Annotated in this window: 13 protein-coding genes; all 13 read right to left on the bottom strand. The window is 62.9% G+C overall.

Going from position 1 to position 13,672, the window contains the following annotated elements:
* Positions 1-66 precede the first annotated feature (66 nt).
* On the bottom strand, positions 67-1,092 hold the full coding sequence (locus tag NKI54_RS06400; protein WP_352638177.1) for a sugar ABC transporter substrate-binding protein: 1,026 nt from the start codon (positions 1,090-1,092) through the stop codon (positions 67-69).
* Positions 1,093-1,149: 57 nt separating this feature from the next.
* Positions 1,150-2,136 (bottom strand): ABC transporter permease, encoded by a 987-nt coding sequence (locus NKI54_RS06395; RefSeq protein WP_023675789.1) that lies wholly within the window; start codon positions 2,134-2,136, stop codon positions 1,150-1,152.
* A gap of 280 nt (positions 2,137-2,416) precedes the next feature.
* Positions 2,417-3,859, bottom strand: coding sequence for a DHA2 family efflux MFS transporter permease subunit (locus NKI54_RS06390; RefSeq protein WP_023675788.1), 1,443 nt, complete (start codon positions 3,857-3,859; stop codon positions 2,417-2,419).
* Between the two features lie 225 nt (positions 3,860-4,084).
* Positions 4,085-4,885, bottom strand: a complete 801-nt coding sequence (locus tag NKI54_RS06385) for a 3-methyl-2-oxobutanoate hydroxymethyltransferase (RefSeq protein WP_023675787.1) — start codon at positions 4,883-4,885, stop codon at positions 4,085-4,087.
* A 37-nt stretch (positions 4,886-4,922) separates the two neighbouring features.
* Positions 4,923-5,237, bottom strand: coding sequence for a MocE family 2Fe-2S type ferredoxin (locus NKI54_RS06380; protein ID WP_023675786.1), 315 nt, complete (start codon positions 5,235-5,237; stop codon positions 4,923-4,925).
* A gap of 44 nt (positions 5,238-5,281) precedes the next feature.
* Complete coding sequence (locus tag NKI54_RS06375) at positions 5,282-6,370, bottom strand: fatty acid desaturase family protein (RefSeq protein WP_023675785.1); 1,089 nt, start codon at positions 6,368-6,370, stop codon at positions 5,282-5,284.
* Between the two features lie 91 nt (positions 6,371-6,461).
* Positions 6,462-7,643 (bottom strand): aldose 1-epimerase family protein, encoded by a 1,182-nt coding sequence (locus NKI54_RS06370; RefSeq protein ID WP_023675784.1) that lies wholly within the window; start codon positions 7,641-7,643, stop codon positions 6,462-6,464.
* Positions 7,644-7,677: 34 nt separating this feature from the next.
* Positions 7,678-8,460 (bottom strand): ATP-binding cassette domain-containing protein, encoded by a 783-nt coding sequence (locus tag NKI54_RS06365; RefSeq protein ID WP_023675783.1) that lies wholly within the window; start codon positions 8,458-8,460, stop codon positions 7,678-7,680.
* Entirely contained in the window at positions 8,457-9,461 is a 1,005-nt protein-coding gene (locus NKI54_RS06360) for an ABC transporter permease (protein WP_245274659.1), read from the bottom strand. Before NKI54_RS06360 ends, NKI54_RS06365 begins: the two co-directional genes overlap by 4 nt.
* A gap of 61 nt (positions 9,462-9,522) precedes the next feature.
* Positions 9,523-10,464, bottom strand: a complete 942-nt coding sequence (locus tag NKI54_RS06355; protein WP_023675781.1) for a sugar ABC transporter substrate-binding protein — start codon at positions 10,462-10,464, stop codon at positions 9,523-9,525.
* 37 nt (positions 10,465-10,501) lie between these two features.
* Positions 10,502-11,416 carry a sugar phosphate isomerase/epimerase family protein gene (locus NKI54_RS06350; RefSeq protein WP_023675780.1) on the bottom strand — a complete coding sequence of 305 codons (915 nt, stop codon included), beginning with the start codon at positions 11,414-11,416 and terminating at the stop codon, positions 10,502-10,504.
* 42 nt (positions 11,417-11,458) lie between these two features.
* Complete coding sequence (locus NKI54_RS06345) at positions 11,459-12,547, bottom strand: Gfo/Idh/MocA family protein (protein WP_023675779.1); 1,089 nt, start codon at positions 12,545-12,547, stop codon at positions 11,459-11,461.
* A gap of 50 nt (positions 12,548-12,597) precedes the next feature.
* Entirely contained in the window at positions 12,598-13,671 is a 1,074-nt protein-coding gene (locus NKI54_RS06340; protein WP_352458307.1) for an ABC transporter ATP-binding protein, read from the bottom strand.
* Position 13,672 lies beyond the last annotated feature (1 nt).

Genomic DNA, 13,672 nt, shown 5'->3' with positions numbered 1-13,672 from the left:
CAAGAGAGAAAGAGGCGGCCGAACCCGGTCCGGCCACCTCGTCGATGCTTGCAACGGACCCGCGGTTTACTTGGCCGCAGCTTGGGCTTGCAGTGCCTTCAAGTCCCAGCAGCTGTCTGGCTTGAGGTCGGGCTTGGTTGTCGCCTTCTCCAGCGTATAGATGTAGGTGTGCGAGGTGCCGGCCGGCTGGCCACTCTGCAACAGGAACTTGATGACGGCGTTCATGTCGCCCGACTGGCGGGCAAGGTCGGTCATCACCACCGCGCCATAGGTGCCGTCCTGCAGCTTGTCGCAGTCGGCGGTCTTTTCGCCACCGCCGGTGGTGACCAGAAAGACTTTGCCTTCGAGCTTGGCATCGCGGATCGCAGCCGATGCGCCGGTCGCGTCGCCGTCCCAGAAATCGATGATGGCGCAGATGTCGGGGTTCTGCTGCAGCATCGTCGTCGTCACGTTGCGCGAGGTCGTCGCATCCCAGTTGGAGTCCGGCTTGGCCACGACCTTGAAGTCGGGGTTCTTGTCCAGCACCTTCATGATGCCGGCATACTGGTAGAGGCTCGACGAGTTGGCCTGGTCGCCCTGCACCAGCCCGATCTTCTTGGACGAGTTCGGCCCACAACCCTTGATCGCCGCTTCGGCTTCCAGCTGGCCGAGGCGATCCCAGTCGCTGCCGACAAAGGCATCGGCCGGGAAGTTCGCCGGATTGTCGACCAAAAGCACATAGGTGCCGGCCGCCTGCGCCTTCTTCATCAGCTTGGCATAGGAGTTGAGGTCGGGCGAGTGGATGATCAGCACGTCCGGCCTGGCGTCCGACGAGATCGCGTCGGTTATCGCCTGCGCGCCGGCATCGACCACCCAGTTCGGGTCACGCGTCTCGAACACGCCACCCCAGGCCTCGATCTCCGTCTTCAGGTAATGCGCCCAGCCCTGTGCCAGGTCGAAGCCCATCGCCATCGGGACCAGCATCACGCGCTTGCCCTTGAGCGCTTGCGAATAGGCGGCCGGACCCGGATCTTCTGCAGCGAAGCCCGGCGCCACGAAGGCGGAGACGGCAAGCGCTGCCGCGGCAGCCATAAATGTCCTGATGATTTTCATGTCACATCCTCTGGTTTGGTATGTCGTTCGCGGCCGGCCCCAACCGTTCGCGTCAGTCTAAATGTCGCCTTGCTGCGCGGTCTGCTCGTCGCGCGGATTGATGAACCCGTCGACGATGATTGCCGCCAGAAGGATCGCGGCCTTGATCAGGTTCTGATAGAGCAGCGGAATATCGATGATGGTCATGGCGTTGAGCAGGATGCCAATCAGCGCGGCACCCACCAGCACGTTGCGCACCCCGCCCCGCCCGCCAGACAGACCGATGCCGCCGATCACCGCCACCAGCACGATGTCGTAGAGCAGCGTGGAATTGACGATGCGGGTGTTGATCGAATGCAGGCTGGCGGCGGTGAGCAGGCCGGCCACCAGCGAGACCAGGGCCGACAGCACGTAGCGCAGCACCAGCATCGGGCGCACTGGAATGCCGATGTTGCGCGCGGCGACCGGGTTGTCACCGGCGAAATAGACGTAGCGGCCCCATTTGGTGTAGCGCAGGAACAGGAAGAAGGCGAAAGCCAGCCCGGCGAAGACAAACACCTCGACCGGGATGTCGAGGAAACGCAGCCCGCCCAGAAGCTCGACCCAATGGCCGGGCGGCACCGGCACGGCGTCCTGCGTGATCAGTTGTGAACGCACATAGCCGAAGACGAAGGATGCGGTCGCCAGCGTCACGAAGATCGCCGGAACCTCGGCGTAGGCGACCAGGATTCCGTTCAACAGCCCGATGGCGAGAACGCCAGCGAGCACATAGGCGAAGGCCAGCCCGTCGGATGTTCCCGAATTCAGCAGTTGCAGATACCACGCGACCGACATCGCCATGATCGCCACCGCCGACAGGTCGATGCCCCTGCCGATAATGACGACCGCCATGCCAAGCGCCAATATGCCCAGCACCGAGACCGAGCGTACGATGGCAACGAGATTGTTCGAGTTGATAAACCCGGGCAGTCCGATGGCGGCGGCAATGAACAGCACAACCGCGATGGCAAAGACAATGCCCTCCTGGTTCAGGCTTCTCCAGTTTAGCCAGCCGGTCGCGTTCATTGCCCGCTTTCACCCGCGATGGCTACGCCCTGCTCCCTCTGCGGCCATCGGAACGAAAGCTAATCGGCTCAAGACCAATTCGTCAAATGAATCCGCGCATTGCAGGCCGGCTTGCGAGGAAATTCTGCGGTTGGACGCGCCGATTGGCGAGGCTGGCGCAATGCCAGGAACTCAAGCACTTTTGCAATTAACCGTGCCGATCGGAGCGCTCGCAAAAGTTTGTTCCACAACGAGCGAAGCAGGCAGAATTTATGTCCGCGATCGCCGCTGGATTCCCGCGTCAAATCCGCGAAACATGGCCCGAGACCTCGGCGCCGGCAGCGTTCGACAATGCGAGAAAGCGGAACGAGGCGACGAGACCGATTGCGCCGATCACCAGGAAGGCAAGGCGGAAGTCGACGAGATCGAGCGCTGCCGCGCCCCTGGCGATCTGTGACAGGTTGAGCAGCGCCGCCGCCACCGCCACGCCGAACAGCATCGCCACCTGCTGCAGCATGCTGGACAATGTCGCCGCCGAGCTGCGCTGCTGTGAGGCCACATCGGCGAAGGCCAGCGTGTTGAGCGCGGTGAACTGCATCGAGCGCGAAAGGCCGGCGATCAGCATCAGCACCACCACCAACGCTTGCGGCGTCTGCGGCGAAAGCGCCGCGCAGGCCATGATCGACAAGGAAGCGATCACCCCGTTGACGATCAGCACCGAACGGAAGCCGAAGCGCCTCAGCGTCGGCGTCGTCACCGCCTTCATGCCGAGATTGCCGAGGAAATAGGTCAGGATCATCATGCCCGCATCGACCGGGCTCAGGCCGAAGCCGACCTGGAACAAAAGCGGCAGCAGGAATGGCGTGGCGTTGATGGCGATCCGGAAGATCGTGCCGGCCGACAGCGTCGAGATGGCGAAGGTCTGCACCTTGAAAGCTGTGAGATCGAGCAGCGGATGGTTGGCGCGTCGCAGATGCCGCACCGCCAGCCAGCCGACCAAAATGCCCGTGCCGAGCAGTGCCACGGTCGGCAACACACCCTCCTGCGGATGCGCGATGCGCTCGAGGCCATAGAGCATCGCGGCGAGCCCCACCGAGGTCAGCAGGAAGCCCGGCCAGTCGAGCGGCTTGGCCCCAGCTTCGCGGTCCCCAGGAATGAAGCGGGCAACCAGCGCCAAACCGGCAACCCCAAGCGGAATGTTGATGAAGAAATTCCAGTGCCAGGAGAGATAAGTGGTGATGAAGCCGCCAAGCACCGGCCCGACCACCGGCGCAAACAGCGCCGGCCAGGTGATCAGCGCCGTGGCGTTGAGAAGCTCGGATTTCGGCGCGTTGCGCAGCACCAGGATGCGGCCGACCGGCGTCATCAGCGCGCTGCCCAGGCCCTGAACCGCGCGTGCGACGACGAACTCGGCCAGGTTCTGTGAGATGCCGCAAACGAGCGAGGCCAGCGTGAACAGGGCGATCGCCACGAGGAAGATGTTGCGCGCGCCAAAACGGTCGGCAAGCCAGCCGGACAGCGGCACGAACACCGCCATGGTCAGCATATAGACGGTGATGCCGATGCTCATCGCCACCGCCGGCACGCCGAAGGATTCTCCCATCTGCGGCAGCGAGGTCGAGATGATGGTCGAATCCAGAAGCTGCATGAAGAAGGCGACGGCGACGATCAGCGCCACCCGCCGGGCTTGCCGCGCCGCCGGCGCGGTTTCGGGCAAGGCTTTGTTTTCGGGAATGGCGGTCATGCGCAGAACTGTCCGAAGGGGAATCTTCTCCCGCTCCATCGGCAACCGCCCAATTGTCCGGCAAACCGATGACGCACCGGTTTCAACAGCATCTGGCCGGTGCCGTCCAGACCTAGTCCAACAAACTTTCGTGTGGCATCGCAGCCGGTTATGCGATGACTTGGCCCTGCCGCGAACCGGCCTTTTACGATCCGCGATGACGCTTCGTGCCGCTGCCGGGGCGTCTTATGCGGCTTCGATCTTCTCCAGGAACAGGCTGAGCTGGTCCGGGTCCATGTGCACGACGTGCCTGTCTTCGGGATAGGCCAGGCTGTTCACATCGGCGACATATTCGGAAAAGGCGGCGATGCGTTCGGCCTGCAGGCGATCGTATTCGGCGGCGAAATTGCGATAGACCTTGGAATGCCGAGGCATGTGGCCGCGGTTCTGGCCGAGGATGTCGTCGGCGAACAGATACTGCGCGTCACAGCCGGTGCCCGCTCCCATCGACAGCATGATCAGCGACGTGCGTTCCGAAATCGCCTTGGCCACCTCGACCGGCACCACTTCGATCTCGGCGCCGATCGCGCCGGCGGCCTCCAGTTGCTTCACCGCTTCGAACACCTGCATGGCGGTGTCGGCGGTCTTGCCGACGGCCTTGAAGCCGCCGGTCCAGGTGGCGCGTGACGGGATGAGGCCGACATGGCCGATTACCGGAATGGCATCGTCGGCCATCCGCTTGATGGTGGCGTACCCGGCGCTGCAGTAGACCGCATCGGCGCTGGCCTTGTAGAGCCGGAACGCCCAGCGGACGAAATCGTCGGCGGTGCCGATCTCGAAGAAATTCTCGCCCGGCATGGTGAACAGGCTGGGTGCCGCATCGCGGTATTGCGGATTGAGCACCAGCTCCGGCGGCACCGAGACGATATCGACGCCGGCGCGTTCGGCGGCCTCGGCCTCGTCCATCGTCAGCACGCGCAGCATGGTCAACTGCCGCTTGCCCTTCATGGCCCGCAGGTCTGCGACGGTCGGTCTTTTCCGGCTCATGGATTTTGGTCCCCTTTGCTACGTGACAGAAGGCCGGTCAGGCGATCTGGATCATCACCTTGCCAGCTTCGACCTTGACTGGATAGGTCGCGAGATTGACGCAAACGGGAGCGCCCTTCGCCTGGCCGGTCTTATAATTGAAGCGGCCATTGTGCTTGGGGCATTCGATGATGTCGTCCATGACAAGCCCGTCGGCCAGATGCGCCTTCTCATGCGTACAAAACCCGTCGGTGGCGAAGAATTCATCGTCCGGCGAACGGTAAATCGCGAAGGTGCGGCCGCCATGGTCGAAGCGGATGACATCTTCCTCTTCGACATCGTCCACGGCGCACGCTTCGACCCAATCGGCCATTCTATATCTCTCCTGAAATTTTCTGCATGGCGCCGGTGCGGTGCCTATTCAGCCGCCGCCGACATGTTCACTTCGTGGAACTCGCCACGATAGGGCCTGGCCGTTGGCGGCAGTTCGCGCTTGAGGAAATGATCCTCGTATTTGAGCTGCCTGAGCAGGACAGGCCAGACCTCGCGATAGGCATGCCATATCGACGGGTTCGGCTCCGGCAGATCGTGCTTGATCAATTCATGCAGCTTGGGCAGCGCGTGATAGGGCACCATCGGAAACATGTGGTGCTCGACGTGGTAGTTCATGTTCCAGTAGATGAACCGGCTGATCGGGTTCATGTACACGGTACGGGTGTTGAGCCGGTGGTCGACGACGTTGTCGGCCAGACCGATGTGTTGCAGCAGGCCGGTCATCACCATGTGCCAGGTGCCGTAGAGGCGCGGCACGCCGATGAGCACCACCGGCACCCACGACTGCATGTAGAGGGCGAGTGCTATCGTGGCGATGTAGATGGCAATATGCCAGCGCGCCGCGATGACGGCCTTGTGCTGTTCCATCTCGGGAACGTAGCTTTTCTCGTCGGGCGTCAGCTTGCCGAGCGCCTGGCGTACCAGCGCCGGAAGCGAATAGCGAAAATCAAGGATGCCGGTGAAAGCCAGCGCCGCACGCAAAAGGTCCGGCGGGCGCATCACGGCGATCTCGGCGTCGCGGCCGACGATGATCGTGTCTGTATGGTGCCGGGCATGGCTCCAGCGCCAAGTCACCGGGTTGCGCATCAGCATGAAGCTGGCGATCTGGTAGACGACATCGTTCATCCAGCGCGTGCGGAAGGCAGTGCCATGGCCGCATTCGTGCCAGCGCGAGTCGCTGGAGGAGCCGTAGAGCACGCCGTAGACGAAGAAGAACGGCACGCACCACCAGGTGCCCCAGAAATAGATGGCGCCGGCGGCGGAGCCGAGGATGGCGACGATCCAGATGATCGTGTCGCGGATCGCCGGGCCGTCTGAGCGCTGCATCAGCTCCTTGATCGCCTTGCGAGGGACATCCGTGTGGTACCACTCCGCCGAGGCCAGTCCCGTCTCGATCGCCCTGCGCGTGCTTTCGCCGACCAGGCTGTAATCGCGCTTTACCGTGCCAGCCATTGTGACCTCCGATTCCCGATCTGCCGCGAGCCCTCCCCGCTCCGGCCGGAGCCAGCCTCCCAACTGGTGTCCCGTATCTTGTTCGCCATTATCACGACCTGCCTCCAAGAACAGGAAAACGGCCCGACGGCTGCGGGTAGTCCTCTCGCGGCTGCCTGGCGATTGCCGCGATCCGGCTCTCCGCATCGGCGATCTCGCCGGCGCCGTCGAGAACCCGGAACACGGCATCGTAGGAGCGGCTCTCGCCGTGCTCCAGCCAGATCATCTCGCCGCGTTCGCGCGCGGCCAGATTTCCCAGCACATGATGCGTCGAGGGCTCGATGCCAAGCGCGTACTGCCCGGCCTGGAAATTCTGCCATTGATAGGCGCAAGGCAACTGGTCCTTGCGCGTGACCACCTGCAAGCCGAGGCCGAGCCTGTCGTTGACCACCGCGACCGGCACTTCGCCGGCGCTGTCGGCGCCGAGCTCGTGCTGCCAGACCTGTTCCTTGAATCCCGGTTGCGGCGCCGGCACCGTGCGGTAGCCGACCTTCTGCACTTCATAGCGCTCGCCGGCATGGCCCGCCCAGACGACGTCGCGGATCGGCGCCAGGTAGCGCGATCCTTCGTCGAGCACCGGATGGCTGATATTGATGTGGTAGAAATACATATGCGGCGTACGGTTGAAACCGTGATTGACGACACGGTCCGAAAGCCGGATCTCGTTGCCGCCGACATCGGCCTCGATCCGCCGCAGCAGGTGCAGATCCTCGCCGAATACAGTCGATTGCTGAACGATGCCTTCGGCCCACAACACGCAGCGGTCGCCGTCCCAGGTCTCGCCATAGCCGGTCAGCCGCGCCGGGATGGTGCTGATGCGGCCGTGCAGCGAATGGCGCACCATCGTCTTCGGCGGGTAGTTGTAGGTATCGGCCGGTACTTCGTTCATGAACAATATATGGTCGAGGCCGCAGGTCAGCAGAAGGCCGGAAAACGACCGCGCCCACGCCAATCCCTCCTCGCCTTCATATTCGTGCAGGCCGGGATGGCGAAAACCGCTCGGCGAGTGCCAGCCGATCGCCTGGCCCCTGAAATCGCAATCGGCGATATCGAGCGCCCGGTCGACCAGCGCGGTGAAGCGCAGGCCGGAGCCGGTGCGGAATTCGAGCATGCGGATGCCGCGCTCGACGCCGTCGCCAAGCGTCATCAGCCGCACGCCGGCGAACTGCGACAGCATGCCCGAGCGTTCCGAGACCTGCCGGCGCGACAGCGTCTTGCCGTAAAGCTCTACCATGTGACGGCCAGTTCTTTCACTTTGCTCCCGTCCTTCACTTCGCTCTCGTCTCCTTGAGCAGGGCCGACATGTCGGCGCCGGTGATGATGCTTTCCACGGTCAGCAGATCGGTGCCGGCGACCGTCTGCTCGGCGACGATCTCGCCGCGGCGCATAACGATGATGCGGTCGGCGACCTGGAAGACGTGATGGATGTTGTGGGTGATCAAAAGCACCGAGTGGCCGGCGTCGCGCACTTCCTTGACGAAGCGCAGCACGCCGTGCGTTTCCTCGACGCCGAGATTGTTGGTCGGCTCGTCGAGGATGATGACCTTGGCGGCGAACTGCATGGCGCGGGAGATGGCGATCGACTGACGCTCGCCGCCTGACAGCGTGCTAACCAGCGCATCGGCGTCGAGTTTCTTCGAGATGCCGACGCGCTTCAATAGAGCCGACGCAGCATCGCGCAATCGAGCGAGATCGAGCGGCGCGAACACGCCAAGCCATTTGAGATTGACCGGCTCGCGGCCAAGGAAAAGATTGCGCGCGATGCTGAGATCGGGAGCCAGCGAGGTGTCCTGGTGGATGGTCTCGATGCCGAGATCCATCGCGTCGCGCGTCGAGCGGATGGAGACCTTCTGGCCGCGCACATAGATGTCGCCGCGATCGACGGGAAAGACCCCGGAGATCGCCTTGATTAATGTCGATTTGCCGGCGCCGTTGTCGCCGAGCAAGGCCACCACTTCGCCCTCGTTGAGCGTGAAGGAGGCGCTCTTCAGGGCGCGGACGCTGCCGAAGGATTTTTGCAAATTCTGCAGCCGAAGCACTTCCATGATCAGCTCCTGGCGGCGTTCTTCTGCAGCAAAGCGTGCAGGATGAGCATGGCAAGGATGATGACGCCGACGAAGATGTTATAGGCGAGCCCGGGCACGCCGATCAGCACGATGCCGTTGCGGATGCTGCGCAGCATCAGCGCGCCGACGATGGTGCCTAGGATGGTGCCGCGCCCACCGGTCAGCGCAGTGCCGCCGACCACCACCATGGCGATCACTTCGAGCTCGTAGCCGGTGCCGGCCACCGGCGAGGCGGCAGAGATGCGGAAGGCGCTGATCATGCCGGCGAGACCGGCCAGCACCGAGGTCAGGATGAACAGCCAGATCTTGACCGCATCGGCCGGCACGCCGCGCGCCACGGCAGCGTTACGGTTCGAGCCGATAGCGCTGATCCAGTTGCCGAGCTTGGCGTAGTGCAGCACATAGATCGCCAGTAGCGACAGGCCGATGAACCACCAAAGCGAGGTATAGAAACGGAACGTTCCGATATTGAAGCTGCCGGCCAGCAGCGTCACGAAGAAGCCTGGCTGGTTCCAGGATTTCAGCGGAAAGCCTTGGGTGATGTAAAGCGCTGCCCCACGCACGACGAGCAACATCGACAGTGTCACCAGGAAGGACGAGATCCCGATCTTGGTGACGATCAGGCCGTTGATCGCACCGATCGCTATGCAGAGCAGCAGGCCGGCCAACAGCGCGACGCCAATATCAAACCCGCCGTTCTGCACCAGCAGCATGACGACGACCGGCGCCAGCCCGAACACGGCACCGACCGAAAGGTCGAACTCGCCCGCCGTCAGAAGCAGCGTCATGCCGAGCGCGATGATGCCGAGCTCGGGCAGGAACGCCATCATGTTGGAGATGTTGAGCGGCGACAGGAAATTCGCGTCGGCGATCGCGAACACCGCCAGCAGGACGATCAGGATGACGAGCGAAGAGAACTGCGGCGAGCGCATCAGGCTCGACCTGCGTTTGGCACGCGGCATTTCCTCTTCTGCGGCAATTGTCATGACAGTTCGAACCATACGCCAGGGTGACGCTCGCCGCCTGCGCGGCGAGCGTCAGTTTCAATCATTTGTTGTAGAGTTTCAGGATCGGTTCGACGCTCGAGGCGTCGTAGAGGCTGAACGTGTGAATGTCGTAGCCGATCGGTTCGCCCGCGGCGGCGAGACCGAGCAGCGCCACCGGCATGAAGCCCTGCGCCGATGGGAACTGCCAGGCAGCCGCGTTGATGAAGCCGGACTTGACTGACTCGGCGGTTTCCTTCGAATTGCCCCAGCCGACGACCGGAATCTTGCCGGCCGGCACGCCGGCGCCGTCGAACACCCGCTTGACGCTGGCCGCGACGGAATCGCCGAGCGCGATGATTGCCGGCGGATTGTTGGCAACCATGTAGTCGGTCATCTTGGCGATGATGCCGGCCGGATCGGTGCCGCAATCGACCACGTCATATTTGATGCCGAGCGGATCGAAGACGCTGGCAATGCCTTCGGTCTCGAGCTGCTGGTAGCTGGCGCCCGGCACTTCGACCGGCAGGAACACTTTGTCGCCCTGCTTCACCATCTTGTGGTCGACCAGATATTTCGCCCAGATGACACCGGCTTCCTTAAGGTCGGCGCCGACATAGGCCTGCCGGCCGGTTGCCGGATCGTCGGTATTGAAGAACACGATCGGGATGCCGGCCGCCTTGGCTGCCTTGACCTCCTCGGTCCACAGGCCGGGCTGCGCCGAGGTCGTGGCGATGCCGTCCGGTTTGGCGGCGAGTGCCGAGTTGAAGGCTTCCTTCTGCGCCGCCATGTCGCCGCCGCTGAACGAGATCTTGCAGGTCACCTTGAGCTGGTCGCAGGCCTTGGTGGCGCCGGCATTCCAGTCGATCCAGAAGGCATCCGACGGGCCGCCATGCGACAGCAGGTAGAACGTCTTCTGGGCGTCCTGCGCCAGCGCCGGCGTACCCAGCGCAACACCGGCGAGAACCGTCGCCGCGGCAGCGATTTTCAACGCGAATTTCAACATTTCTCTTCCTCCCTTGTTTCGTAGCCGAACCGCGCCATCACAGTCCGTTGGCGCGGAATTTTCCGTCGAGGAATTTCTTGGCACGGGGCACGTCGTCTTCCGAAAGATGCTCGATGATGACCGGGATGTTCGGATGCTTTTCGGCCAGCCGCTTGAGATAGAGGTCGTAATTCAGCGAACCGAGGCCGGGCGCCGGCAGCTCGATCTCGCCGACGCCGCGGAAGGTGTGGCTCTCCAGCGCGTCCTCGTCGCCGATGTCTGCGTGCTTTTCCGACTTGTCGCCGCCGGAACGCTTGACGTCCTTGGCGTGGGCAATCTTGATCTTGTCGGTCAATGTGTCGAACACCTGGTTCAGGATCTGGTCCATCCTGTCGATGTTGTGCGTTTCGAAATAGTTGGTCGGGTCCATCAGCAGGCCGAGGCCTGGGTGGTCGATCTGCGCGAACATCCTCACCGTCTCTTCGACCGAACCGACGACATTGTTGACATAGGTTTCGAGCAGGAAGACTGCGCCGTGGTCATAGGCGGTCTGGGCAAGGTCGGCGATGACCTTGCGGCATTCCTCAAAACCTTCCTCGGTCTTGTTCTTCGGGTGATGCACCCAGTCGGACTCGGTGTTGTAGGTACCGGTTTCCGAGATCACGTAAGGGGTGCCGAAATGGCGTGCGTTGCGGATGATCTCCTTCAAATAGCCGACGCGCCGCTCGCGCTCGCCCAGGTCCGGATGGATGATGTTGGTGTAGCCCGACACACAGCAGATCGGCAGATTGTGGTCGCGGAACGTATCGCGGACAGTCTTGGCCTTGTCCTTGGTGATCTGTCCGGCGGAAAGGTCGATATCCCTGAAATGCAGGTCGAGCTGCACGGTGTTGAAATCGAGCGCACGGATCTTCTGCGCGGTTTCCTTGAGGCCATACGGGAAATAACCCGTGAAAATACCTGCCTGCATCATGGTGTGAAGTCCTCCCTGTAAGTGATTCAGTCGTCCGGTGTTTCAGTTGATCGAGATTTCGGAAAGCTTGACGGTCCGGCCCTTGTCGATGGAGCGGTAGCCGGCTTCGACCAGCGCCATGGTCTTGACGTTGTCGGCGACGGACAGCGCCGGCGGCTCGCCCGTCTTGACCGCGTGCTGGAGCTGCTCCATGACGCCGATGAAGGCATGCGGGAACCACATCGTGTCCCAGCTGGGCGTCACCCATTCACCACCGGTGGTCTCGGTCGAGGCATAGGTCAGCGTCGAGGCAGAACCTGTCGGCCAGCCGATGGTGCCCTTGGCGACGCCCTTGGTGCCGTCGACGCGCCAGTTGATGTGCTGGTCGTCCTTGTAGCCCTCCTGGCGCGGACCGGACCAGACATCCTCAAGCGATACGGCGAGCACGCCCGACGGGAACTTTATCGTCGACACGGTGATGCCGTCCGAATGATCGAAGCGGGTGCGCGGATCCTTGCGGGTCAGGGTGGTGATCTCCAAGGGATCGCCGAACAGGAAGCGCAATACGTCGAGATGGTGGACGCTCATATTGGCGAGCGTCAGCCGGTCATAGTCCTCGAGGAAGCTCTGCCAGTGCGGGATCGCATGCATGTCGATCTGGGCGAAAACGATGTCGCCGAGCGCGCCGCTGTCGATGATCTGCTTCAAGACGCGCATCGACTGGTCGTAACGCATGTTCTGGTTGACCGAGAGGATCTTGCCTGCCTTGGCCGCCTCGTCGCGAAGTTTGACGGCCTCTTCAAGGGACAGCGCCAATGGCTTCTGCGCCAGGATCGCCTTGATATGTGCCTGCTTCAGAGCATGACGGATCAGTGCCGGCTGCTTGTCCGGCGGAAAGGCAAGGTCGATGATCTCGACGTTCTTGTCCTCGATGAGCTGTTCCGGCGTGTCGTGGACGGTTGGGATATCCCAGCGTTTGGCGACTTTCTCGGCGCTGGCCTTGGTCCGCGAGGCAATCGCCACCACCGGGAAACCGGCTTCCTTGTAGGCGGCAAGGTGACATTCGGCCATGATCATGCCGGCGCCGACGCAGCCGATCCTGTATTCCCTGGTGCGGACTTTAACGTCCGGCTCGAAGCCGTTGCCCACCATTTCTTGGCTTGCCATATGTTCCTCCCGAAGCTCGTTCCTTGCAGCCGCCGTCATCGTGCCAAGGCTCCCCCGCTCTGTCCGAAATAATGCACCCTGCCCGGCTCGCAGGATATCACTACCATCGCGTCCGGCCTGATGTCCGGCTGGCCGCGTAACAGCGCCCGCAGACGCGTCTTTCCGGCGGCGAGCGTCACAACGGTGTAGCCGCCGAGCGGCTCGACCTCGAACACTCGCGCCGGGCGGCCCGCGCCCCCCTCCGGCATTCCACCCGACCAAGACCTGACCTTGATGTCTTCCGGCCTGAGCCCGATCTCGACGGCATCGGCCGGCGCAGCCTTGTCCGCGACGCGGATCGTGCCTTCCGCCGCCTCCACGCCTTCCGCGCCGTGCACCGACTTCAATATATTCATCATCGGCGACCCGAGCAGCCGCGCCACATAGGTGCTGGCCGGCCGGTCATAGATCTCGGCCGGCGCGCCGATCTGCCTGATCTTGCCGTTCTCCAGAATGGCCATTCGGTCGGCGACCGACATCGCTTCTTCCTGGTCGTGCGTGACATAGATCAGCGTCTTGCCGAGCTCGCGCTGGATGCGCTTGAGCTCGACCCGCGTCTCCTCGCGCAGCCGGGCGTCGAGCGCCGAAATCGGGTCGTCCATCAGATAGGCGGCGGGATCCCGCACCAGCGCGCGGGCAATCGCCACGCGCTGCCGCTCACCTCCGGAAAGCTGTGCCGGCGGCTTGTGCAGGATATGGCCGATATGCAGCTTGGCCGCGACATCGGCGACGCGCTTTTCGATCTCGGCTTCGGCGACCCGGCGTTCGACCAGCGGAAAGCGGATGTTGTCGCGCGCGCTCATATGCGGAAACAGCGCCAAATTCTGGAACACCATGGCGACGTTGCGCTCGGCCGGCGACACCGTGTTGACCGGCTTTCCGCCGATCAGGATCTCGCCCGCGTCCGGGGTTTCCAGCCCGAGCACCAGGCGCAGTATCGTCGACTTGCCCGACAGCGGCGGCCCGAAGAAGCAGAAGAACTCGTTGTCGTTCACCGCGAACGACGCATCGTCGACGGCCAGCGTGCCGCCATAGCGTTTTGTCACATTACGGAAAACGATGTCGGCCATC

It is taken from the genome of Mesorhizobium sp. M0663 (genome assembly GCF_040320585.1).
GTDB lineage: Bacteria > Pseudomonadota > Alphaproteobacteria > Rhizobiales > Rhizobiaceae > Mesorhizobium.
The sequence above is the reverse complement of the archived record's forward strand: the minus strand, read 5'-3'. Positions and strand labels throughout refer to the sequence as shown.